The organism is Methylobacterium sp. Leaf118, assembly GCF_920984675.1.
Classification (GTDB): Bacteria; Pseudomonadota; Alphaproteobacteria; order Rhizobiales; family Beijerinckiaceae; genus Methylobacterium.
This window is the reverse complement of record NZ_CAKLBV010000025.1, coordinates 13650-35849: the sequence shown is the minus strand read 5'-3', so window position 1 is coordinate 35849 and position 22200 is coordinate 13650. Positions and strand designations below refer to the sequence as shown.

The 22200-nt window shown below is 70.8% G+C and carries 22 protein-coding genes, 1 tRNA gene and 1 pseudogene; 14 read left to right on the top strand and 10 right to left on the bottom strand.

Annotated features, from left to right (window positions below):
* Positions 1–323 precede the first annotated feature (323 nt).
* Entirely contained in the window at positions 324–590 is a 267-nt protein-coding gene (locus LW587_RS12615; RefSeq protein WP_232629941.1) for a hypothetical protein, read from the bottom strand.
* Between the two features lie 308 nt (positions 591–898).
* On the opposite strand from LW587_RS12615, the gene LW587_RS12610 reads away from it, so the two are divergent.
* The 3 genes from LW587_RS12610 (at position 899) to LW587_RS12600 (ending at position 3425) form a co-directional block, all read left to right on the top strand.
* Positions 899–2296, top strand: a complete 1398-nt coding sequence (locus tag LW587_RS12610; protein ID WP_232629940.1) for a sensor histidine kinase — start codon at positions 899–901, stop codon at positions 2294–2296.
* Entirely contained in the window at positions 2293–2946 is a 654-nt protein-coding gene (locus LW587_RS12605; protein ID WP_232629939.1) for a response regulator transcription factor, read from the top strand. The genes LW587_RS12610 and LW587_RS12605 overlap by 4 nt, the downstream gene beginning before the upstream one ends.
* A gap of 98 nt (positions 2947–3044) precedes the next feature.
* Positions 3045–3425 carry a response regulator transcription factor gene (locus LW587_RS12600; protein ID WP_232629965.1) on the top strand — a complete coding sequence of 127 codons (381 nt, stop codon included), beginning with the start codon at positions 3045–3047 and terminating at the stop codon, positions 3423–3425.
* A 64-nt stretch (positions 3426–3489) separates the two neighbouring features.
* On the opposite strand, the gene LW587_RS12595 is transcribed toward LW587_RS12600, so the two are convergent.
* The gene (locus tag LW587_RS12595) at positions 3490–3975 is read right to left on the bottom strand and encodes a hypothetical protein (protein WP_232629938.1); all 486 of its coding nucleotides are present in this window, start codon (positions 3973–3975) and stop codon (positions 3490–3492) included.
* A gap of 19 nt (positions 3976–3994) precedes the next feature.
* Positions 3995–4570, bottom strand: coding sequence for a hypothetical protein (locus tag LW587_RS12590; protein ID WP_232629937.1), 576 nt, complete (start codon positions 4568–4570; stop codon positions 3995–3997).
* A 152-nt stretch (positions 4571–4722) separates the two neighbouring features.
* On the opposite strand from LW587_RS12590, the gene LW587_RS12585 reads away from it, so the two are divergent.
* Entirely contained in the window at positions 4723–5295 is a 573-nt protein-coding gene (locus tag LW587_RS12585; protein ID WP_232629936.1) for a DUF3916 domain-containing protein, read from the top strand.
* A 29-nt stretch (positions 5296–5324) separates the two neighbouring features.
* On the opposite strand, the gene LW587_RS12580 is transcribed toward LW587_RS12585, so the two are convergent.
* From LW587_RS12580 to LW587_RS12560, 5 genes are all read right to left on the bottom strand, one after another.
* A complete protein-coding gene (locus LW587_RS12580) occupies positions 5325–5660 on the bottom strand; it encodes a hypothetical protein (RefSeq protein WP_232629935.1) in 336 nt (111 codons plus the stop codon).
* A gap of 98 nt (positions 5661–5758) precedes the next feature.
* The gene (locus tag LW587_RS12575) at positions 5759–6127 is read right to left on the bottom strand and encodes a hypothetical protein (RefSeq protein WP_232629934.1); all 369 of its coding nucleotides are present in this window, start codon (positions 6125–6127) and stop codon (positions 5759–5761) included.
* A 47-nt stretch (positions 6128–6174) separates the two neighbouring features.
* Positions 6175–6846, bottom strand: coding sequence for a hypothetical protein (locus LW587_RS12570; protein WP_232629933.1), 672 nt, complete (start codon positions 6844–6846; stop codon positions 6175–6177).
* A gap of 245 nt (positions 6847–7091) precedes the next feature.
* A complete protein-coding gene (locus tag LW587_RS12565) occupies positions 7092–7472 on the bottom strand; it encodes a hypothetical protein (RefSeq protein WP_232629932.1) in 381 nt (126 codons plus the stop codon).
* A 47-nt stretch (positions 7473–7519) separates the two neighbouring features.
* Entirely contained in the window at positions 7520–8680 is a 1161-nt protein-coding gene (locus tag LW587_RS12560; RefSeq protein ID WP_232629931.1) for a patatin-like phospholipase family protein, read from the bottom strand.
* Positions 8681–9179: 499 nt separating this feature from the next.
* On the opposite strand from LW587_RS12560, the gene LW587_RS12555 reads away from it, so the two are divergent.
* Positions 9180–10703 (top strand): ATPase domain-containing protein, encoded by a 1524-nt coding sequence (locus LW587_RS12555; protein ID WP_232629930.1) that lies wholly within the window; start codon positions 9180–9182, stop codon positions 10701–10703.
* Between the two features lie 5 nt (positions 10704–10708).
* Entirely contained in the window at positions 10709–12754 is a 2046-nt protein-coding gene (locus tag LW587_RS12550) for a PAS domain-containing hybrid sensor histidine kinase/response regulator (protein WP_232629964.1), read from the top strand.
* 137 nt (positions 12755–12891) lie between these two features.
* Here LW587_RS12550 and LW587_RS12545 read toward each other — a convergent pair whose 3' ends face one another.
* The gene (locus tag LW587_RS12545) at positions 12892–13941 is read right to left on the bottom strand and encodes a hypothetical protein (RefSeq protein ID WP_232629929.1); all 1050 of its coding nucleotides are present in this window, start codon (positions 13939–13941) and stop codon (positions 12892–12894) included.
* A 4-nt stretch (positions 13942–13945) separates the two neighbouring features.
* On the opposite strand from LW587_RS12545, the gene LW587_RS12540 reads away from it, so the two are divergent.
* Positions 13946–14275, top strand: coding sequence for a hypothetical protein (locus LW587_RS12540; protein WP_232629928.1), 330 nt, complete (start codon positions 13946–13948; stop codon positions 14273–14275).
* Between the two features lie 140 nt (positions 14276–14415).
* Here LW587_RS12540 and LW587_RS12535 read toward each other — a convergent pair.
* Positions 14416–14491: transfer RNA gene (locus LW587_RS12535), tRNA-Ala, on the bottom strand.
* A 122-nt stretch (positions 14492–14613) separates the two neighbouring features.
* Here LW587_RS12535 and LW587_RS12530 point away from each other — a divergent pair.
* The 7 genes and pseudogenes from LW587_RS12530 to LW587_RS24235 form a co-directional block, all read left to right on the top strand.
* Complete coding sequence (locus LW587_RS12530) at positions 14614–14904, top strand: YggT family protein (RefSeq protein WP_232629963.1); 291 nt, start codon at positions 14614–14616, stop codon at positions 14902–14904.
* A 339-nt stretch (positions 14905–15243) separates the two neighbouring features.
* The gene (locus LW587_RS12525) at positions 15244–15522 is read left to right on the top strand and encodes a hypothetical protein (protein ID WP_232629927.1); all 279 of its coding nucleotides are present in this window, start codon (positions 15244–15246) and stop codon (positions 15520–15522) included.
* A gap of 265 nt (positions 15523–15787) precedes the next feature.
* Entirely contained in the window at positions 15788–17875 is a 2088-nt protein-coding gene (locus LW587_RS12520; RefSeq protein ID WP_232629926.1) for a caspase family protein, read from the top strand.
* A 95-nt stretch (positions 17876–17970) separates the two neighbouring features.
* Positions 17971–19293 carry a hypothetical protein gene (locus LW587_RS12515; protein WP_232629925.1) on the top strand — a complete coding sequence of 441 codons (1323 nt, stop codon included), beginning with the start codon at positions 17971–17973 and terminating at the stop codon, positions 19291–19293.
* A gap of 193 nt (positions 19294–19486) precedes the next feature.
* Positions 19487–20878: a hypothetical protein gene (locus LW587_RS12510; RefSeq protein WP_232629924.1), complete on the top strand. Its 1392-nt coding sequence runs from the start codon at positions 19487–19489 to the stop codon at positions 20876–20878.
* Positions 20875–21405 (top strand): hypothetical protein, encoded by a 531-nt coding sequence (locus LW587_RS12505; RefSeq protein ID WP_232629923.1) that lies wholly within the window; start codon positions 20875–20877, stop codon positions 21403–21405. The genes LW587_RS12510 and LW587_RS12505 overlap by 4 nt, the downstream gene beginning before the upstream one ends.
* A 43-nt stretch (positions 21406–21448) precedes the next feature.
* Positions 21449–22200, top strand: a pseudogene (locus tag LW587_RS24235) (hypothetical protein); the annotation flags it as partial.

The following is a 22200-nucleotide window of genomic DNA, read 5'->3' as shown; positions in this document are numbered from 1 at the left end:
GAGGGACGCTGCAAAGGGCGCGTCGCCGTCTCTGACGGAGATCGGGCGAGAAGGCAGAGCGATCGTGTCGTGGCGGAACGGGGTGCCCGAAGACTTGCATAGACTCCGGACCACCACGCGGATCAACGCCACAGATGCGGCGGGGTCTGGGGCGGCTCGGCCCACGAAACCGGGCCGACCCAGCGCCGGCGGATTCGCGCGATCGCTTCGCACGACGCCGCCCCTACCGGTGCCCGTCGCGGGACCCCGGACCGACACAACGAGAGGCTTTCCCCACCGTCGCGTCAATCGCGGGCTCACGGGATGCGAGCGGGCCGGGAGGTTCACTCCTGGCCGAACTGCGGGACGAGCCGCTCGGGCTGCTCGGCGTTGCCGGCGGCGGCGGACGCGTCGTCGTTGCTGTAGACGCGCGCGCCGGCGACGATGCTGTTGTAACCGAGCATCGCGCTGCGGGGGCTCGTCGCTCCGTCCGTGGTCCGGTGGGCGGCACCGTGTTCGACGCCCGTCGTTTGAGCAAGCACAGGGCTTGCGGCGAAGCCAAGGCTGACGCTGAGGATGGCGGCGGAAAGGGTGGTGATGCGCTTGGTCATGACGCTCTCCTTCGTTTCGGTGTATTGATCATGCCGAGGAGGGAGCACCAATGAAATCGTTTCGATGTATATCTCAGACACACTCTCGGACGAAGAGGGCATACGAAGGTATGTGGACGCGCGTCGTCCGGTGCGTCAGCTCTAAGAGAGCCCAAGGACAATCCGCGTTCGACGCACGAATCGTGGTATCGAGACCTTGACCCCGGACGTCGGCACAATCTCGCAAACCATCAATGCCTCTATTGTCTTCAACCGATTCAGAGCCTCCTTCAACAACGGGTACGCCGCGCGGTCGCTTCGACCGAGGCATGGGTCTTGGCCTGCTGGCACTCGCTCTCGCCGCAGGCATCTTCGTCATCGACGCCCTCACGAGCCTCGAGAGCGCCGTCGCGGTGCTCTATGTCGTCGTGATCCTGCTTGTGGCGCGCGCCTGTGAACGAACCGGGATCATCGCGACGGCGGCAGGATGTTTGATCCTGACCGCGGCGGGATACCTGATCGCGCATGGACTCGCACCGGCCGGATCGCCGTTGCTGCGCTGTTTCGTGAGCCTCGTCGCGATTGGGATCGCCGCGGCTTTGGTCCTTCAGAACCAACGCGCCGCGGCGGCCTTGGCGGAGAAGGCCAATCTCGTCGAACTCACCCACGATGCCATCATCGTGCGGGATCGCAACGACATCATCACCTTCTGGAACCGAGCGGCCGAGGCGATGTACGGGTGGCGCCGCGAGGAAGCACTGGGAAAAGTCTCACACGAACTCCTCGCGACGGTTTTCCCCACCGACCGTGTCGCCATCGATGCCGATTTCAGGCGCCAGGGGTGGTGGGAAGGCGAACTCGCGCAGACCAAGCGCTCGGGCGAGACGATCGTGGTCGAGAGCCGCTGGGCCCCTCAACCTGAGACCGGCAAAGGCCTGCCTCCGGTGATGGAGACGAACACCGACGTCTCGGGCCGCAAGCAGGCTCAAGAGCGGCTCCTCACGCTGCAGACGGAACTCACCCACGTGGCGCGCGTTTCGACGCTCGGCGAGTTGACGGCATCGATCGCGCACGAGATCAACCAGCCCCTCGCCGCCATCGCATCCAGTGGCGATGCCGCCCTGCGCTGGCTGAAACGCGACGAGCCGGATCTCGGCGAGGTGACGGCGGCTCTCGCGCGCATCTCCGCGAATGCGATGCGCGCGGGCGAAATCGTTTCTCGGATCAGAACCTTCCTGAAGAAAGCACCGGCACGCCGCGAGCGGATCGACCTTGCCGAAACCATCGACGAGGCGGTCCGGCTCGTGGAGAGGGAACTCGCGCGTAGTCGCGTCATCCTCAGGCGTGACTTCGAACCGTCCCTGCCGCGGGTTTACGGAAACCGAGTCGAACTTCAACAGGTCATGATCAACCTGATGGTCAACGCCATGCAGGCCATGACCGTGATCCGCCACCGCCCCCGACTTCTGACCCTCCGGGCCGAGCGCGAATCCGACGAGCACATTCGGATCGCGGTCATCGACAGCGGGGACGGGATCGCCCCCGAGACGGTCGACGAGGTGTTCCGCCCCTTCTTCACGACCAAGCGCCGCGGTATGGGGATGGGGCTCGCGATCTGCCGCTCAACGATCGAGGCTCATGGCGGCCAGCTGTGGGTCTCGGGGCACGCGGAGCCCGGCGCCGCCTTTCACATCAGGATCCCGGCCGTCCCCGGAGGTGGTGAATGATACGATCCAACCCGAGGGACGACGCAGCCCCGGCGACGGTCCACATCGTCGATGACGACGCGTCGATCCGCGAGGCGTTGGCGAGCCTCCTGCGCTCCGTCGGCCTGCGCACCGCGACCTACGGTTCGGCGACCGAGCTGATCGAAACGTTCCAATCGGATGGACCGGGTTGTCTCGTCGTCGACGTGCGCTTGCCGGGCCTCAGCGGGCTCGATCTTCAGGACAAGCTCCGGGACTTCGGGATCGAACTCCCGGCCGTTCTGATGACGGGACATGGCGACATCCCGATGTCGGTGCGCGCCATGAAGGCCGGCGCCATCGACTTCCTGCCGAAGCCCTTTCGCGACCAGGATATGCTGGATGCCGTGGCCGTGGCCCTCGCGCGCGACACCGACCGGCGGCGCGAGCAGGCGGGGGCGCGGGAGCTCGAGACGCTCTACGAGAGTCTGACGGCCCGCGAGCGGGAGGTGATGGGCGGCGTGACCGCCGGCCTGATGAACAAGCAGGTGGCTGGGCAGTTGGGCCTCAGCGAGATCACGGTGAAGATTCACCGGGGCAACGTCATGAAAAAAATGAAGGCGAACTCGTTGGCCGATCTTGTCCGGATGGCCGAGACTCTCGGCCTCGCGCGATCGATCGCGCGCGGATAAACCTCTGTATGATTTGATTTTGAGGAAGTTGGCTCCATATGAGGCAGCCGGCTGGGGCGCCCACAACTGAAACACGTTGAAAACTCGAAGTTTTGTCGATGATCAATTCACCTGTGATCGCTATCGTCGACGACGACGCTTCGGTCCGTGAGGCCATGAGCGGTCTGGTGCGCTCCCTGGGATACGTGACCCGGGGCTATTCCTCGGCAATCGATTTTCTGCGTGCGGGCGTGGCTGACGAGACCTCTTGCGTGATCACCGACATGCAGATGCCCGGCATGGACGGCACCGACCTTCAGCACGCGCTCCGAAACGCAGGCCGGTCCGTACCGGTCATTGTCGTCACCGGGCTCCTCACGGAGGCGGTGCGTGCCCGCGCCCTGGAAGCGGGCGCCTGGGACGTTTTCCGGAAGCCTTGCGACGGCGCGGCACTCGGCCGCTCGCTGGCAACGGCCCTCAATCGGCCAACGAGAGCCTGACGAGACCGGCGGCGCATGCCGCGGATGTTGCACCCGCGGACCACGTTCACGATCATTCCCCAAATCAGCGCGCCGGAGATCTGCCGTCGGGGCACGCCGCGCGCGCGCGGGACACGTGCTGGGACAATCCACGCAGAGTAAATCGGTGCGCGTATCGTTCCCCGGCCCCCGACGTGCTGAGTTCGACCCTGTCCGCCCGTGCCAGGGCATCGATCAGGCCGGAGGACACCCGGGCGCGCGCGGCAGCGATGCCCATCCGATCGACGGCTTTCGGATCATAGACGAAGGACACGTGAGCGGAGCGCTCCCCGAACCGAAGCGTGGTCTTGCCTTCCATCGGACCACCGCCGCCCGCGACGCTCACGAGGTCCAGCGCCCCGCCGCGGCAGGCCAGGGCGAGGCAGGTCGGCACATCACCGACGGTTCGGCAGACCTCGCTGATCAGGCCGTAGCGGGCCGATCCCCCACGCGCGACCGTCCAGCTCTCCGCCGAAGCCGCAGTGGGGAGGAGAGTGACCGCACAGGCCACCATCATCGTCCTCGGATGCATGCCATGTCCTCCCCGCCCATCATCGTTCGCGGAATGCGAACGGCCGCGTCGTCAGGCGGCGTTGCCGGACGCACGGATCCGTTCCGGCCCGGTCGCAGTAGCTGCCGTGAATCTGGAAGCGCATCGCCAGACCCTTGCGGTCATCGACCAACGCGTAGTCGAGGACGCGGCCCGAGAAGATCCGGATCGGCCCTCCTGCGGGGCGCGCCGCGAAGATGTCCACGTCCCAGCCGCCGGTGCCGCTGAACAGCGTTAGCCGTTCCGGACAGCGCGCCTCCCGGAAATCCACCACGAAGTCGGGGCGCCCATCCCCGGTCAGGTCGCCCGTGCGGACGAGACCGGGGCGCGCCAAAAAGTGCTTGCCCCCGGCGTCGCGGCAGGCCTTGCGCCCCGCATCGACGGCCCGCTTCACGACCGCGGGATAGGGGGCCCGCGCGATGCCGAGGCGCGACGCGGCCCGGGCCGGGCGCTCGGCGTCCTCGTCCTCGCTCGTCGCCGCGGCCGGGGGCGCCGGTTCGGGCGGCTGGGCGAGAGCGGGCATCCCCGCCGCGCAGAGGACGGGGATGATGCACACGAGACGTCGTCGGATCGACATGCGACCGGTCCCCTCTTGAGATGGCAACAGAACGCTGTGGAGATCGACACGGACCCTACGAGGATCGACGCGGAAGACTGTGTTTCCACGCACGTCCAACATCGAAACCATTAGCGAGAACATCGTGACGATGGAATCGATGGATCGTACGCATGAGCCGCCGCTTGAGCCTCGCCCCCCAGATGTCGGCGGACACTGTCGAGCATCAGCTCCGCGCCGTCGAACAATGGGCACGGTCGTTCGAACATGCGTTTCCGGAGATCGACGCACCACGCCGCCATATCCACTGGCACCTGCCCGTGGATCAGGCGCTGACGGACCCATCGACGAGTCACGATCCGTTTCCGATCCGGACGCGATGCGCCCAGGCCTTGATCGACGGGGCCGCGTCCTTGAGCGCCGCACGCCCCCCGGCCAAAGCGCAGATGCGGGTGGCCGCGCTGATCTGCCGGCCCGATCTGTTCATGAGCCAAATCTGCCTGTTTCCGGACCCGGACTATTTCCGCCATTTCACGGTTCGGACGCATCCGCGCCAGCAATGGTCGCCGCGCCCGCCGGAGCATCGGTTGTCCGACGAATTCGGGCTGCGGATCCCACCGGGCTTCGTCGAGCGAGGCTTCCACGAATGCATGCGGGAGCCCGACGCCCTCGACGCGAGCCGGCTCGTCGTGACCTACGAGGGTGAGGTCTGGATGATCGCGGATGCCGATCCGGAGCGCGTGTGATGGGACCTCCGGGACGACCCTCCAGCTCGTCAGGGCCGTGATGGCGTCCCGGGCCTGAGCCTGTCGCCATCCCAATCGAAGGACAGGATCGCTCGCGGCAGGCGAAGGTCGAGCCTTCTCCCCGCACATCGCAGGCTCACGACCTCGCGCGGTGGCACCGGCTGGGGGAGAGCGAGCGCCCGCTGCCCTCGGACCGAGGCATCCGCGTCCACGCCGACGAGGAGCAAGGTTCGCGTCGTCCAGATCGCCGGGTCCTCGAACCGCGCCGGGATGACGGCATGAACCGTTCCCGCGAGGAGCGGCGCCGGGGAAAGGATGCAGCGGCCGAGCGACACGCCCTCCACCCGCGCGACCAGCGCGTCCAAGGTTTCGGCATGGCTCGGGCGTGCCGCGGACACAGCCAAGCACATCCCCAGAGCCACGACGGCGATCGCGCGCCGGCCTGGTCCATGCGCGCGTCGCCTCACCGTCGCCTCCGCGCCTCGGCAGCCCGGGCGAAACGCTCCGACACGCGCGCTTCGCAGAAGGCCTCGAACGATCGGGACATGCTCCCGTCCGCGTGCCGATACTGACGCCGGCACGCGGCTCGCTGCCGGTCATAGGCCGCACGGCCCCACCGATCGAGGCCTGCCCGAAAGTCCCGCTCGCAGACCTCCGTCACGGCCGCGGCGAGGCTGACATCGCCGCTCGCGCCCATCGCACAGTCCTGCGCCCATCGAGAGGCTTCAAGACATCCGGAGGCTTGCCCGATGCGCTGCACGATCGCGTCGCGCTCCGGTCCGATCGGGCATTCCGCCGCGTCGACGCGGGATGTCGCGATCAGGCCGGCCATCACAGCCGCCAACCACAGGCCCACCCCATCGGCCGTCCGTCGAAGCGTCATCGATTCTGGGCCCTGACCGGTTCGGCGAGGGCGCGCTCGATCCCGGCGCACGCCGTCGGATCGACCCGGCCCAGTCTCAGGATTCGGTCCTCGTGGCCGAAGGCGACATCCCGCATGACACGGGCCCCGGATCGGCCGGACCGCATCTGGGAGAAGCCGTTGAAGAGGACGAGCGCCTCGCCCTGGTGGCCCAGGACCAGTTCGCCGGCCTCCTCCGCACTGTTCGCATCGACGCTCGCCATGCAGCGCGTCGCGTCATCGCTCGCGAGGAACGGGAGCGCCCGCTTGCGCCCGTCCAACACGTTGGCCCCCGCCTCCCACCAGCAGGTGGCCATCCCGTAGCGTCGGTCCGGCTCCCGTCGAAGCGCGATCTCGGTGAGGAGGGTGAACGACCGCCCGGCCGCATCGGCCGGCACGGCGGACTTCAACAGCACGGTCATCGCGGCGATCGTCTGTCCCGGGTGACGCATCAGGTGCTCGCGATCGTAGCTTCGCTGATAGCAGAGCCCCGCGGGACCGCTCCGGTCGAGCAAGGGGCCGAGCCGGTCCGCCTGGTTCCGCTCGACCGCCGCGCCCGGCGTGAGGCCCATGGCCGACCACGCCAGGGTTGCGGCCAACAGCGCGAGGAGGCTGCGCCCGTCGAGTGTTCGTGGATCGTCGAAAGACATCTTGAAACGTGAATCCGTAAGGATTGGGCGCGCAGTGGCGCCGCACGGCGGATGCCGAAGGTGCCTCGTCGCCGGGAGCGCTCACCGCGTCCGGACCTGACGAACGGGGTGAGGGCCGCTCGAACCGTGCCGGGGCGGCCGCAGGCGCGAGGATCGCGAGATCCGGGAGGCGCGAGGGCACGGCTTCCCTGAAGCACGCCCCACCACCCGCCCCATCCCGGCCTGGGCCCGGGAAGCCCGCCGTCTCAGCTGCGGCGCTCGGCATTCCAGTTGCCCCGGCAGGGCGACGGGCCGTTGGTGGTCCATGTGCCGGCTCCGGTGTCGCCGGACAGGGTGCCGATCACGTCGGCGCGGGCCTCGCCGCGGGCGATGCTGCCCTTGACGGCACCGTTGCGGGCGACGTGGCCGGACACGGTGAAATCGGTGCCCCCCTCGTAGCGGGTCTCGCCGCCCTCGATCCGGATTCCGTAGCGGTAGGCCCGGTCGCAGCTGCCCTGCTCGGTGATCACCTCGATGCTCCAGCGGCCGTCATAGGCATCGGTCTTGCTCAGTTTGGCCGCCAGGGCGGGACCGGCGCCGAGGATGAGGACGAGGGCGGCAAGCGACGGGAAGACGGGGCTGCGCATGGTGGTTCTCCCTGGCATGGTGGTTCTCCCTGGGGTCGGCTTCGCGTTCAGGGGTTCTCGGCGAGGCGCGCCATCGGCTTCGCGTCGAAGGTCGCCCCCGCCTGCGCCCGACGGTGGGCATGGGCGAAGAGGGCCCGCATCGTTCCGGGATCGAAGGGCGCGGAGGACGGGGCCTTGAAGCCCGCGTCGATGGTCGCCTCCCGCAGCAGGATGCCCCGCTCCCGGGCAAAGCCCGCATGGATCTGCAGGGCGGCCCGCGTGCCGGCCTTGACCGCGGCGGAGAGCGCGTTGCCGAGAACCGACATCAGCGTGCGCTCGGTCGTCAGGAATTCCGGCGCGAGGCGGTTGTTGACGATCACGCAGATCTCCCGCGCCGGCAGGCTCGCCGCCTCGCCCGCGAGGAGGCTTTCGGGGGCGACGTAGAAGGGCGCGGTGATGCCTCCATCGGCATGCAGCTCCTGGACGACCCGGCCATTGGCGGAGACCGCGATCGGCACCGGCGGGAACAGGCCAGGGATGCTGCCGGAGGCGAGCAGCACCTGGCGGAACAGGGCCAACGCCGCCCCGTCCGCCCGGGCGGCGATCGCGCCGAGGTTCCAGGCGACCGGCCGCCCGGTGTCGAGATTGGTGGTGAGCACGAACAGGCGGCGGCCGGTGGCATGCTCGGCCGCCACGGCCGCGAGCAGATCCGGGGTGACGTAGCGGGCGACCAGCTTGGCGAGCGGCCACGTGTCGAGCAGGCTCGTCTCGGTACTGCCGATCTCGAACACGTCGGCCGCCGTGATGGTGGTGTAGGCCTCGCGCAAGGGCGTGTCCCAGCGTGGGCCGAGGAAGGCGAAGGGGGCGATCAAGGCGCCGGTGCTGACACCGGTGACCACGCCGAAACGCGGGCGCGTGCCGGCCTCCGTCCAGCCCGTGAGCAGGCCGGCCCCGAAGGCGCCGTTGTCGCCGCCGGTGGAGAGCGCGAGCCAGGGCAGGTCCGCGAGAATCGGGGCCGTCCCGAGGGCCGCCCGGAAGGCATCGCTGCGATCGGCCGGGAAGCGGGCCCCCGCAATGCCGGCGACATCCGGGCTTTCCTGGTCGGCGGCCGTGCCGGCGACGCGCGGCTTCGACGCGGGGGCGACGGTGCGGGCGGTGCCGGGCGTGGCCAGGACGGCGACCGGAAGCGCCGCGAGGGCTGTGAGGAACCGTCGTTTGGAGGTCTGCACGGCCGTGCTCCGAATCGTCGGGCCCGAGGGTGCGAGGCTGTGCGGCGTCGGCCCACCGGTGATGGACCGAGACCTATTGAGCCTTCGTCACGTGATGATTGCTTCGACGCCGCGCGTTTTCTCGTCTGCAACAGACGCGCAACATCAACGCGAAACAGAACACCCGCGGAATGCCGGCAGGCGCCGTCTCGGTTCTTGGGCACCACTCACCGCGTGCTGGCCGCCATCGATGGCCGACGCGGGGTCGACGACGGGTTGGCGGACCCGTTTCGCGGTGCTCGACGCCACGGCCGCGCCGGGGGCAGCGGCCGGCTGGCCAGCGGGCCCGCCCGCCTACGCGCGGGCGCGGTTCCGCGTGACCTCAAACCGCATTCCAGCGGGCGTCATGAACCGACCCGTCCCCACCATGCGTTATCGCATACGCTGACAACAATTTGGCATGAGGCTAATTTGGCCCCTTGCCGGGGTCAGCCCCACGACAAGGAGGCTCATCGAGCCGATGACCGAGCCTGCGACGAGTCCCACGACAGGCGGGGCACCCCGGATCTCGACCGGCGTGGCCGGCCTCGACAATGTCCTCTGCGGCGGCCTGACCCCAAGCCGGCTCTACCTGCTGGAGGGCACGCCCGGAACCGGCAAGACGACGATGGCGCTTCAGTTCCTCAAGCAAGGCGTGGAATGCGGCGAGCGCGTCCTCTACGTCACCCTGTCCGAGACGACCGATGAATTGCGGGCCGCCGCGGCGACCCATGGCTGGAGCCTCGACGGCGTCGACGTCTACGAGCTCGTCGACGAGATGGGCCTCGACCCGGACAGCGAGCAGTCGATCCTGCACCCTTCCGAGATCGAGCTCGGCGAGACCGTGAAGGAGGTCATCGCCCGGGTCGACGACCTGAAGCCCGACCGGGTGGTGTTCGACAGTCTGTCGGAGCTGCGCCTGCTGGCCCAGAATCAACTGCGGTACAGACGCCAGATCCTGGCGCTCAAGCGCTTCTTCGCCAAGCGTGCCTGCACCGTGCTGATGCTCGACGACAAGACCTCCGAGACGGGGGATGTGCAGCTCCACAGCATCGCCCACGGGGTGGTGTCCCTCGATCAGGCCCCCCGCGAATACGGCCCCGAACGGCGCCGGCTGCGCATCGTGAAGATGCGCGGCATTAAGTTCCGCGGCGGCTACCACGACTTCGTGCTGGAGACGGGCGGCATCCGGGTGTTTCCGCGCCTGGTCGCGGCCGAGCACCGCTCGACCTTCGATCCGACCGGGAAATCGACCGGCTCGGCCGAGCTCGACCTGCTGCTCGGCGGCGGCCTTGTGCCGGGAACCAACGCGCTGCTGCTCGGGCCCTCGGGCATCGGCAAGACCACGACCGCCATCCGCTGCATGCTCACCGCCCTGGAGCGCGGCGAGGCCGCGACCTACTACCTGTTTGACGAGGGGCTCGGGACGCTGCTCACGCGCTCCAAGACTCTCGGCATGGACCTGAGCCCCCATTTGGCGTCGGGCCTGCTCACGATCACGCAGATCGATCCGGCGGAGCTCTCGCCGGGCGAGTTCGCCAGCATGGCCCGGCAGGCCGTCGAGGAGCGCAACGCGACCTTCGTCGTCGTCGACAGTCTGAACGCCTACCTGCACGCCATGCCGGGCGAACAGTTCCTGATCCTGCAGATGCACGAGCTGCTGAACTACCTGAACCAGCAGGGCGTCACGACGCTGTTGGTGCTGGGCCAGCACGGGGTCGTCGGCGAGATCCGGACCGATGTCGACCTGAGCTATCTCAGCGACTGCATCCTGCTGTTCCGCTTCTTCGAGGCCAGGGGCCAGGTCCGCGGCGCGCTCTCGGTGGTGAAAAGCCGGGTCAATGCGCATGAGCGCACCATCCGCGAGCTGCGCTTCTCCTCGCGGGGATTGCAGGTCGGCGAGGCGCTCGACGATTTCGAGGGCGTGCTGTCCGGCCTGCCCGCCTACCGCGGAAAGATGGCGCTGCTGGCCGGCGAGGCCTCAGCCCGGGACGGGGAGCGGTGACGGCGTTGCACCCGGACGAGGAACGCGTCCTGATCCTGGCGCCGCGGGGCCGCGATGGCGCGGTCACCGAACAGGTTCTGGCCCGCGCGGGAACGCAGGCCCTCGCCTGCCCCGACCTGACGGCGTGGTTGGCCTGCCTCCAGGCGGGCGCGGGCGCGGCCCTCGTCACCGAGGAGGCCCTCGCCGAGGCGGAGCCCGAGGCCCTGTTCACGTGGCTCGACACGCAGCCGGCCTGGTCCGACTTCCCCTTCATCGTCCTGGCGACCCGTCAGGCGGCGCGCCGCTCGGGCACAGCCTCCCGACTGCTCGGCCGCCTCGGCAACGTGGTGCTGCTGGAGCGCCCGGTGAATGTCGAGACCCTCGCGAGCGCGGTGTCCTCGGCCCTGCGGGCGCGGCGGCGCCAGTACCAGGCTCGGGAGTTCCTGCGGGAGCGCGAGCGGGCCCAGGAGCAGCTGAGGCGCGCCAACGAGGGGCTGGAGCGGCGCATCACGGAGCGCACGAGCGAGGTCGAGGCCGCCCGCGAGACCCTCGCCTTCGCCCTCGAGGCCGCCGGCATGGCCTCGTGGGACGTCGATTACGTCGCCGGCACCTCGCGCCGCTCGCCCCGCTTCGATGCCGTCTTCGGCTATGACAGCGGCGGGCCGGACTGGGACCGGGACATTTTCCTCGCGCATGTCGTCGAGGAGGACCGGAGCGCCGCCGAGGCGGCCTTCGCCACCGTCGCCGAGACAGGACGGCTCGACCTCGAATGCCGGATTCGGCGGGTGGACGAGACCATCCGGTGGATCGCCATGTCGGGCCAGGTGAAACGCGACGAGGCCGGCAAGGCCCTGCGGATCGCCGGCATCCTGATGGATCGCACCGACCAGCACCTCACGGAGGAAGCCCTCCGCCAGGCCCAGAAGATGGAGGCCATCGGGCAGCTGACCGGCGGCGTGGCCCACGACTTCAACAATCTGCTCACCGTCATCGTCGGCGGGCTCGACATGATGCTGCGCCGCCCGGAGCAGGTGGACCGCGTGAAGCGCCTGGCCGAGGCCGCCATGGGAGCGGCCCGCCGCGGCGAGCAGCTCACGCAGCAGCTTCTCGCCTTCTCGCGACGGCAGATGCTGCGGCCCCAGACGCTCAATTCGAACCGGTTGCTGCTCGACTTCAAACCGCTGGCCGAGCGCGCCGCGGGCGCGGCGGTCGAACTGGCCTTCGACCTCGACCCGGCCCTCGACCCGATCCGCATCGATCCGGCCCAGTTCGAGGCCGCGGTCCTGAACCTGATCGTCAACGCCCGCGACGCGATGGAGGGCCGCGACGGCCACGCCCTCATCGCGGTGACGAGCCGCAATGTCCGCCTCGGCACGGCCGACGTCGCCGACAAGGGCGTGCCGCCCGGTCCCTACGTGGTGGTATCGGTCAGCGACACCGGCAGCGGCATCCCGCCGGAGCTCCTCGGGCGGATTTTCGAGCCCTTCTTCACCACCAAGGAGGTCGGCAAGGGCACGGGCCTCGGCCTCTCCCAGGTCTATGGCTTCACGCGCAGCGCCAAGGGCTTCGCGCAGATCGCGTCCGAGGTCGGACGGGGCACGACGGTCAGCCTGTACTTCCCGCGCTCGACCGATCCCGCCGGGGAGGAGGCGGGGGGTGGGCCCGTCAGTGCGATTCCGCTGCGCCGGGCGGGCGACGGTGAGACGGTTCTGCTGGTCGAGGACGACGAGCAGGTGCTCGGCATGGCGGTCGAGAGCCTGGAGGAGTTGCGCTACCGGGTCATCGTCGCCCGCCACGCCGCCGAGGCCCTGGAGCACCTCAAAGGGGTGGAGCGCATCGATATCCTGTTCTCGGACGTCGTCATGCCCGGCGGCATGAACGGCTCGCAGCTCGCCGCCGAAGCGCAAGGGCTCCGGCCGGGCATCAAGGTGCTGCTCACCTCCGGATACGTGGCCAATCTCGACGACGGCCAAGTGATCGGGCGCGGCGAGCTTCCGGTGCTCAACAAGCCCTATCGCCGCGACGAGCTGGCCCGGTCCCTGCGCCTGGTGCTGGGGGCCGAGGAACGCTGAAGGTCCGGTGGGTTCGGCGCGGCGGGGGAAGGCCGGGCCTCCGGCGTGGACCCCGCCCTTCGGTCGGTCCGGGTTCAGGGCCGAGGGCCCCGAACCGGAGCGTCCTGCCGGGCTCGGCGCGCAGCCCCTCCGTCACGTCACAGGCAGGGCGTGCCAGGGTCGGAGAGGACTTTGAAAAAGTCGTCCGCGTCCTGCTGCGTGCCGGCACAGGCGCTGTGAAGGGCCCGGGTGAAGCGCTGGGCGATGCCCAGGCGATGATGCAGGGGGTCCCAGTAATTCGCGTCGTCGGTGGTGACCGGGGAGGGATAGCGGAAATCGACCACGAGCGCGCGGTGCCGACGGGCGACCTCCGTGATCCGCCGCTTGCACGCCTTCTCCTGGGCGGCCGCCTCCGAGCCGGGCCGGGGCTGGACCGCGACATGGACCGGGGGAAAGGCGAGGATCACCTTGGCGCTGGGCGGCACGCGATCGAGCATCCCGTCGAGCCAACCCAGGGCAGGAAAGGCGAGACGGTCCTCGTCCTTGTCGGAGAGGACGACCGGCGGCTCGACGGGAGTCAGCCTCGCCGGCCCGCCACCCCAGATGTAGGCACGCGCCTTCTCCAGGTCGTACCGGCTGTCGGGCGGAACGAACACCTCGTAGCCGTCCCCGCGTATCCGCTCCGGCATGACACCGGCTCCGTTGAGCGCCACCCGAGCCGCGATTTCGACCGTCCGGAAATTGAACAGGTGCGCGTAGTTGCCCAACCGGTTCGCCTCCTCCGGTTGATACATCCATGCCGGGAACGAGCGGAAGGTGAGGCGCTGGTCGGGACGGTCCGCCGTCTCGGAGCACCAGGACAGATCGAGCCCCAGCACCAGGGTTTTCGGGTTGGGCATATGGCGCAAGAACAGCTCGAAGATCTGTTTCTGCTCCCAAGGCGTACTCGCGTTCATGCCGAAATTCACGAAGCGCTCGTGAAAGAGGGCATTCAGTTGTTCGGGGTTCAGCAATCGAATGGTGGATGTCCCGAACACCGCGGATTCGAACTGCCCGCCGCGCGCCAGCTGCGGATACATGTAGCGCTGATTGATATCCATGATGGTGGTGGGCGGATGCTGCGGCCCCGCCCGCAGCCCATACGGATCCATCACGATCGCAAAGGCCCACAGGACGAGGGACGTCCCCAGGGCCACCACGGCGAACACCGCGATGAACCGCGACCACGACACCGAGGCGGAGGGCGACGGCACCCGATCAGAACCGGAAGTCGAAGAATTCATGGCCCGATTCATCGCCGATCTTGAGCAGCAACAGCACGAACAGCACGGCGAACCCGGCAGCAATCCAGGGGCCGGGGGAGACCCGATGCAGCGCCGTCCAGGCGGCCGGCCCGAGGATGGCGATCGCGGCCGCCAGGACGATGGCGCGCCCCTTGAACTCGCCCCCGAGGGCCAGCCGAGCGCGCCGCCGCGACAGGCCCCGGTGGACCGCCCTCCGGAGCCCGATCAGCCGACCGCACGGCGCATCGCATCGGAGTGAGAATCCGAGGAAATCGTTGACTACTTTGGGCGTCCGAGCGGGCCGAAAACGGCCAGGGCGCTGGGCCCCTCGATGCTGAAAACCTCAGGCTTAGACATCTAAGCCATTACCACCATTCGGTTTCCCACGAAGGGAAAACCTGGTGGAGCTGAGGGGAATCGAACCCCTGACCTCCGCAGTGCGATTGCGGCGCTCTCCCATCTGAGCTACAGCCCCGTCCCGAGGCGGGGGCCTTGTAGGCTTGTCCGCTTCAGCCTGTCAATTCCGGAAATGTCCCGCCGCTCCCGCGCACCCCGCGCCGGACGCGAGCGCGGGCGATGAGGACCGGTATCTCCCGCATGAACGCCCTGCTCTGGCTCATCAACACCGTCATCCAGCTCTACATCTACGTCCTCATCGCGAGCGCGGTGCTGAGTTGGCTCGTGGCGTTCAACGTCGTGAACGTGCGCAATCCGATCGTCTCGCAGATCGGCGAGTTCCTCTACCGGGTCACCGAGCCGGTGCTGCGCCCGATCCGCAATCTCCTGCCCAATCTCGGCGGCGTCGATATCTCGCCGGTCATCCTGATCCTGCTGCTGCTCTTCATCCAGAAGCTGATCGCCGACGTCTACATCCAGCTCGCAGTCTGACGATCCGACGAAGGCCACCGGTGGCCGCGGGCTCCCGCGGCGTGGCCCCTGTCGCGGCGGCGTTGATTGCCGCCGCGTCCCTCTGCCGGACGGTCGAGCCGCCCGCTCCAATCCGCTGAGCCCCTGCCCGATCGGACCGGGCCAGCGCCCGCCCCCATCACAAAGAACCTGCGCCGCGCCCCCTTGCGGTCGGCCCCTCCATCGCGGCGGGCGGCGGGCTTCGCCCCCCAAGGGGGAGCGCCGCGAAAAATTTGTTCGGCCCGGCCCCGCAGAATCCGGTCTGTCGCTCCCATGCCCCTGTCGAGGGCGGCGAGGCGCCGCCCCCCAGGGAGACGCGACATGACCAAGATGATGATCCTCGTCCTCGCCGGCGCCGGCCTGCTCGGCGCCGCAGGCCCCGTCCTCGCCCAAGAGGCCGCCTTTGCCCAGGAGGCCGCCCCGCCGCGCGGCCAACAGGAATTCATCGGCGTCGATCTCGACAATGGCGGCGTCACCTACAACGGCCGCAACTCGGGCCGATACTGCCTCTACCGCACCGTCGACGTGTTCAACCGCGCGACCGGCTATGTCGAGGCACGGCGCGTGCGCCGCTGCGGCCACGGCCTCTACCTGCCGTGAGGGCCCGCGCGATGCTGCTCACCACCCTCTCGCCCCTCCACCTCGCCGCCCTCAGCCTCGTGCTCGCCCTCCTCGCCGGAGGGTGAGGCGAGACGCGCCCCAGGGCGCCGCGGGATCCGGACGGCCCGTCCCCCACGCGCCTGCGGCTCGGGACGGCGTTGTTTCCCGAGGCCCGCGCGGCTAACCCTGTCGCCGCGCCCGACCGCCGGGCGCACCCCGTTTCGAGGAAATCGATCCCGGCCCGCGAGCCGGGAGGAGGACGCCCATGCCGATCGAGGCCACGATCCCCGCCGCGCGGCGGATCGCCCGCATCGTTGCCGCGCTGCTCTGGTCGGCCCTCTTGATTCCGATGGCCCGGGCCGCCCCCGACCCGGCTCCCTTCGCCGACAACGCCGAGTCCGTGGCGGTGGTGATCGGCAACCGCAGCTACAAGCAGACCGTGCCGGTCGATTACGCCCACAACGACGCCGACGCGATCTGGGCCTACCTGATCGAGCGCCTGGGCTATCGCGAGAGCAACGTCTTCGTCCTGAGAGACGCGACGCTCAACGAGTTCAACCAGGCCTTCGGCACCGAGCGCAACCCGCAATCGGGCCGCCTCTGGCGCAGCGTGCGCGAGGGCCGCTCCAACGTCTTCGTCTACTATTCCGGCCACGGCGTGCCGGATCTCGCCACCCAGCAGCCGTTCCTGCTGCCGGAGGACGGCAACCCGAACCAGGGCGAGAGCGGCTATTCCCTGGAGACGCTCTATCGCAACCTCGATCTGGTGAAGCGCAAGATCGGGGCGGAGCGCCAGCTCGTCGTGATGGTCGATGCCTGCTTCACCGGCGAGACCGGGCGCAAGGGCGAGAGCCTGCTCGCGGTCTCGGCCCCGGGCTTCGCCCCGGCCCGGCCGAAGGCGGAGAGCGGGATCGTCCGGGTGGTGGCGACCTCCGGGGCGACCCCCGCCAATTGGGACGAGGCCAACCGGCTCGGCCTCCTCACCAGCCGCTTCCTGATGGGCGTGTCGGGGCTCGCCGACGCGAAGGAGCGGCAGGGCGACGGCGACGGGCAGGTGCAGTGGTCGGAGCTGAAGCGCTACCTCCGCACCGAGGTCGAGGAGGCGGCCCGCCGCGCCTCCGGCCGCGAGCAGCTGCCGGAGATCGACGACGCGCCCATCGTCCTCAAGGCCGCCCTGCCGATCGAGGCGGTGGCCAAGGGCGTCGCGACCCTGCGCGACGAGGCGGCCTGGCGGCGCGCCGAGGCCCTCGGGACCCGCGACGCGTTCGAGACCTATGTCGGCACCTGCGGCGAGACCTGCGCCTACCGGCCCCAGGCAATGGACCGCCTGCTCGCCGGGCGCCGCCGGGACGCGGCGACGATCGACCAGGAGAACTGGGCGAAGTTCGGCGCGGCGCGGCAATATCAGGCCTATCTCGATTCCTGCGGCGAGGTCTGCGCCTATCGCGGCCTCGCGGAGGGCTATCTCGGCGGCACGAACCCGAGCACCGATCCGCGGGTGAAGCGCTGCGATGAGCTCGCCGCCGGCACCGACGACCCGGACCGGCCGAGCGGCGTGAGCGGGGTGAAGCTCGGGCGCATCGAGGCGTCCGCCGCCATCGAAGCCTGCCGCGCAGCGTCGGCCGCCTACCCGCAATTGCGCCGCCTCTCCTACCAGCTCGGCCGCGCCTACGACCGGGCCGACCGCTTCAAGGATGCGTTCGGGGCCTACGATCGGGCGGCCAAGGCCGGCAGCGTCTCGGCGATGAACAACCTCGCCACGCTCTACGAGAACGGCCAGGGCGTGAAGCGCCAGCAGCCCGAGGCGTTCCGGCTCTACCGACAGGCGGGCGAGGCCGGCAATGTGGTGGCCCTCGCCAACGCCGCCCGGATGCTCGAATACGGCAACGGCATCCCGCGGGACGAGGCGGCCGCCGTGGCGCTCTACAAGCGCGCGGTGGAGGGCGGCGACGTGGCCTCGATCTCGAAGCTGGTGCCGCATTACGCCACCGGCGCCTACGGCTTCCCGAAGGATCTGACCCGGGGCTTCGACCTGTTCCGGCGGGCCGCCGACAAGGGCGACCCCGTCGCCATGGCGACGATGGCGACGCTGATCGACAACGGCTTCGGCCGCTATTTCCCGGGGGTGCGCTCCGCCGACATGGTGCTGCGCGCCCTCAAGAAGGGCGAGCTCGGCGCGGCCTCGGTCTCGGCCACCGACACCGCGTCCCAGAAGCTGAAGCCCGAGACGATCCGCACCGTGCAACGCGCGGTGAAGGAGGCGGACTACTATTCGGGAGCCCTCGACGGACGCTTCAACCCGGTCTTCGTGCGGGCGCTGGACCAGTACGCTCGGGCGAACGAAGCGGAATGAGGGGGCGCCGGAGACGAGGGCCCACCCGGGTGGCGCTTGCTGCCCCCTCCCCCGCCGGGGGGAGCCGGCGGTGGCCGGCCGCGCTCTTATTGGCCGTGACCGCGTTCGCCGCCCCGGCCCACGCCGACCCCGCCAGCGCGACCCTCGCCCCCTTCCTCGACGCGGTCGCGGCCTGCGCCGGACGGAGCGACCTGACCCTCGCGGTCATCGGCGTCGAGCCGGGCCAGACCGCGCTCTCGCGGGAACAGGCCGAGGAGGTGCGCCTCGCGGTCGAGAGCCGGCTGCAGGCGACCGGCCGGGTCCGGCTCGCGGCCGCCGCCGACGTGGTGCGGATCAAGGCCCTGCGCGAGGGCACGACCGGTCTGTCCGGGCCCGAGGCCGAGGCGCAGATCCGCCAGGCCTTCGCGGGCGATGCCAGCGTCTTCCTGGTGGAGCCCCGCCGGGCCGGCGAGACCGCCGCGCTGCGGCTTCAGGCCATCACCCGCTCCGCCGCCTGCAAGGCGACGAGCGAGCCGATGATCGTGCCGATCCGGGTCGGGGCCGGCGTGGCCGATGTGGACGCGGTGATGGAGGGCGCGGTGAAGGCCCTCGGGCAGGCCGCGCCGAGCGCGAGCGCGATCGAGGTCTGCCCCTTCGTGGCCGAGGGCGGCCACTCGACCTGCGCGGGCGTGCTGACCGACCGCCTCCTCATCGCCCTCGACGCCGAGGCTCGCTCGGCCAACCGGATCCTGAAGGGCGCCCGCCTCGACGTGCGCCGCCGCCCGCCGGGCACCGCCTGCACCGGCCCCCTCACCGCCCGCGGGCGTTTCCTGCCGGAACAGGGTCCGGGCCGCGACCGTCAGGCCTGGCTGGAGCTGGAATTCGAGCGCGACGGCGCGGTGCTGGCCCCGACGGGGCGGCGGCGCATCGGCATCGGGGGGCTCGGCTGCGATCCGACCCCGCGGCCCTTCCTCGATCATCTCGCGGCCACCGCGCGGACCGATGGCGGGCGGCTCACGGTCGCCGCCACCGCGACGCCCTTCGCGGCGGGGCAGCGCCTGGAGATGCGCATCGAGTCGCGGGCCCAGCAGGCCCTCTATTGCTGGGTGGTCGCCCCCGACGAGACCGCCTTCGTCGCCCTGCCGGTGCGCGGCAACGCCGCCTCCCTCGCCCCCCTGAAAGCCGGCGAGGCGCAGCGCTATCCGCGCGGCTACGGACTCGACGAGATCGTCGCCGGCGCGCCGTTCGAGAACCTGTTCGCCTGTTTCGGCGTCGAGGGCGGCCTGCCGCCGGACCTCGCCGGGCGCTGGCTCGCGGCGGCCCCCGGCGCCGACGCGGAGGCCAAGCTTCTGCAGCCTCCCGAAGTGCTCGACCTCCTGGAAAAGATCCGGGCGACGCCGGGCGTGACCGAGGCCGCGGCGCGGATCGTGGTTCGCTGACGGGCCCTCGGGGATCGCAACCGATCGCCATCGCCCCTGTCTCACCCATCGCCGCCCGGATCGGCCTCTGACCGGCCCAGGAGGGATGGGGGACGGGAGGGGCGGAGGGTGACGGATGGCCGGGCTCGGGGTATCGATACGACGAATCGAGGAATCACAAGAGGTTGGGCGGGAGTCCGATCTCAGGAGGCGCATGACCGGCGGATATGACGAGCGCTGCGCGGCCGACCTCGCGGGTGTCGGCGAGGGCCGCGACCTCTCCCGCACCGATCGCGCGTGGCTCGCCCGCGTCGTCACCGGGGCCGTGCGCCCGAACCGTGACAAGCCGCTCTGGGACGTCGCTCACGCCCTCGCGGCCCTGGCGCGGGCGGCGCAGGCCCGTGACGGGCGCGACCTCGTCACCCTCGCCCTCGATCCCGGCCTCGCCTCCCCGGCCGCGCTCGAGGCCCGCTTCGCCGGGCGCGCCGACGCCGATGCCCGCGGCCCCCGGCTGGGCGAGGCGTGGCGCACGAGCTGGACCGGGCTGGCGCGGCTTCTGGCGCTCGCCGAGTTCGTGCTGACGGCCGAGGATCTGGCACAGTTCGCGACCCTCGCCGGCTGGCTCGACGAACTGGCCGCTTCCCCCGACCCGGAGGGCGCGGCCTTCCTGGCCAAGCGGCTTTCTCGGCATCTGACCGCCTACCGCACCGCGCATCTGCCGCTGGCATCGATGGAACGGCGCTTCCGCGCGCTCTTGAGTTTCCTCGGCGGGCGCCGGGCCTTCGGCGATGCCGACATCCTGGCGTTCTGGCAGGCCGAGATGCGGGCCGGCGAGCGGCCGGGCTTCCGCACCGTTGCCGAGCATTTCGTGACCTTCGAGGCGGGCGCGCAGCTCGCCCGCGGCCTGGACGGGCTCTCCGCCCCCGCCTCCCTCGACGCCCATGACGGCTGGGAGGAGCGCCTCGACGCCGCCATGGCCGACCTCGCCGCCGCCGAGCCCGCCGAAGCCGTCGCGGGCCTGCTCGCCGACTGGCCGGACAGCCCCAAGATCCTCACCGGAGCCGAGCGCGCGGATCTCGTCGACTTCCTGCGCCTGGAGCCGTTCCACCGCACGCGCCCGCTGACGACCCTGCGGGCGGCGAGCTTCGGCCGGGTGCAGTCGGGGATCGCCAACCGCCTGCGCCGGGGCGGCGGCGGCCCCGACATCGCCGAGCGGGCCGCCTGCTCCGAGGCCGAGAGCTACACTCTCCTGCGGGAGCGAACGCAGGCCCTCGCCGCGCATCTCGACCGGATGCTGCGCATCGCCGCCGCACTCCGTCTCACCGAGCGCGCCGGGCTGTCCCCGGAGACGCGCGCCGTGCTCGAGGCGGCGGAGGCCGATCTGCGCCGGGTGCGGCGGGCCGGTTTCGACGACCGTGACGGCCTCGCCCTGGGCTTCGCCGCCGTGGAGGCCGCCCTCCTGCGCGTCGCCGAGGAGACCGGACGGCTGGCGCGCGCCCTCGACGGGCTCGCCCGGCAACAGCCGCTCGAAACGGCCTTCGTCGCCGACCGAGTGGTCTTCGCCGACGCCTTCAAGGCCGCCTATGCCGGGGAGGCCGCGGCGTGAGCGAGGAGGCCCGACTGCTCGCCGAACTCCACGCAGCCCGCGCCCTGATGCGGGCGCCGGGGGCGGCCGCCCTGGCAGACCGCTCGGCCCAGCCCCGCCACGCCGCGCTCTGGGCGCACGCCACCCGGGAGCCGGGCCGCCCGGTCGACCTCGCCGTGGTGCGGGCGATCCGCGCCGACCCCGACGCCGCCCGGCGCTACCGCACCATGCTCGGCGCCCAGGCGCTCGCCCACGCGCCGCGGGCCGCGGCGGCGTCCGACGGCCGCCTCCTGCAGCGCCGAGTCGGCCCCTTCGCCCTTGAGATCCTGGGGGGCGAGGCCGGCGCGCCGCCGCTGCTGGTTCTGCGCGTGGAGCAGGGGCCGATGCCCCGGACCATCGAGGTCTGGCTCGGCGACGAGGCCGTTCGGCTCGACCTCGGCCCACCGATCGGGGACGCGATCCTGCTCGCCCTCGATCCGGCGGTGCCGGAGGCGGACGCGCTCGGCCGGATGCTGCGCGATCCGGCCTGCGCGGTGTTCCTGTTGTGAGGCGGCGCCCGTCCCCGCCGGCGCCCCGCCGGACCGTTCCGGCATGAAGCCCGCGATCCTCGTGGTGATCCCCACCACCGCGGGCCCGCTGTGCCTGCGCGCGCTGACGCCCCGCCCCGGCCTGCCGGCCTCCGCCGCCTTCGCCGACGGCGACTACCGCCCCCTCCCCTGGTCGGCCGATTATGCCCGGCTCACTGCCCCGGACGGACCGCTCGCCCGGCTGACGGGCGGGGCCAGCCGACCGCATGCGCTGCGCCTGTCGGGCTCCTTCGATGCCGGCCGCTCGTGGGAGGCACCGGTCTGCCTCGCCCATGCCCTGGCCGCGCGGGGCCACCCGCTCGCCGCGACGCCGGAGGCAGCCGAACTGATCCTGTGGGCGACCGGCGCGGTCGATCTCGACCTCGCCGTGCGGTCCGGCGATTACGCGCTGCTCGACAAGATCGAGCGCTCCCGCGCCCTCCTCGCCGAAGCCCCGGGGGCGCGCCTCGCGGTGCTGCTGCCCGAGGGACCGGAGCGGGCCGAGGCCGAGGCGGCGTTTCGCGATCTCGGGCGCCGCCCCGCGCCCCTGATCCTGCCCGCGGAAGACATCGCGGCGGCGCTGGACGCCCTCGCGCAGCCAGCCGACCCCGCTTCGGCCAATCCGGTCTCGGTCACCGCCGCCCCGGCCCCGCTGCGACGGCTCCGACGCCTCGCGGTGCCGGCCGGTGCCGTGGCCCTCGCCAGCGTCGCCGCCCTCGCCGCCTTGAGCATCCGGCATACCCCCATCTCCGGGTCGGGGGATCCTCCGGCGGCGGT

Bases quoted from the DNA above. Each gene is read 5' to 3' on its own strand.
- LW587_RS12615 (WP_232629941.1), bottom strand. From the start codon at position 590: ATGACCAAGCGCATCACCACCCTTTCCGCCGCCATCCTCAGCGTCAGC.
- LW587_RS12610 (WP_232629940.1), top strand. From the start codon at position 899: ATGGGTCTTGGCCTGCTGGCACTCGCTCTCGCCGCAGGCATCTTCGTC.
- LW587_RS12605 (WP_232629939.1), top strand. From the start codon at position 2,293: ATGATACGATCCAACCCGAGGGACGACGCAGCCCCGGCGACGGTCCAC.
- LW587_RS12600 (WP_232629965.1), top strand. From the start codon at position 3,045: ATGATCAATTCACCTGTGATCGCTATCGTCGACGACGACGCTTCGGTC.
- LW587_RS12595 (WP_232629938.1), bottom strand. From the start codon at position 3,975: ATGCATCCGAGGACGATGATGGTGGCCTGTGCGGTCACTCTCCTCCCC.
- LW587_RS12590 (WP_232629937.1), bottom strand. From the start codon at position 4,570: ATGTCGATCCGACGACGTCTCGTGTGCATCATCCCCGTCCTCTGCGCG.
- LW587_RS12585 (WP_232629936.1), top strand. From the start codon at position 4,723: ATGAGCCGCCGCTTGAGCCTCGCCCCCCAGATGTCGGCGGACACTGTC.
- LW587_RS12575 (WP_232629934.1), bottom strand. From the start codon at position 6,127: ATGGCCGGCCTGATCGCGACATCCCGCGTCGACGCGGCGGAATGCCCG.
- LW587_RS12570 (WP_232629933.1), bottom strand. From the start codon at position 6,846: ATGTCTTTCGACGATCCACGAACACTCGACGGGCGCAGCCTCCTCGCG.
- LW587_RS12565 (WP_232629932.1), bottom strand. From the start codon at position 7,472: ATGCGCAGCCCCGTCTTCCCGTCGCTTGCCGCCCTCGTCCTCATCCTC.
- LW587_RS12555 (WP_232629930.1), top strand. From the start codon at position 9,180: ATGACCGAGCCTGCGACGAGTCCCACGACAGGCGGGGCACCCCGGATC.
- LW587_RS12540 (WP_232629928.1), top strand. From the start codon at position 13,946: ATGAACCGCGACCACGACACCGAGGCGGAGGGCGACGGCACCCGATCA.
- LW587_RS12530 (WP_232629963.1), top strand. From the start codon at position 14,614: ATGAACGCCCTGCTCTGGCTCATCAACACCGTCATCCAGCTCTACATC.
- LW587_RS12525 (WP_232629927.1), top strand. From the start codon at position 15,244: ATGACCAAGATGATGATCCTCGTCCTCGCCGGCGCCGGCCTGCTCGGC.
- LW587_RS12520 (WP_232629926.1), top strand. From the start codon at position 15,788: ATGCCGATCGAGGCCACGATCCCCGCCGCGCGGCGGATCGCCCGCATC.
- LW587_RS12510 (WP_232629924.1), top strand. From the start codon at position 19,487: ATGACCGGCGGATATGACGAGCGCTGCGCGGCCGACCTCGCGGGTGTC.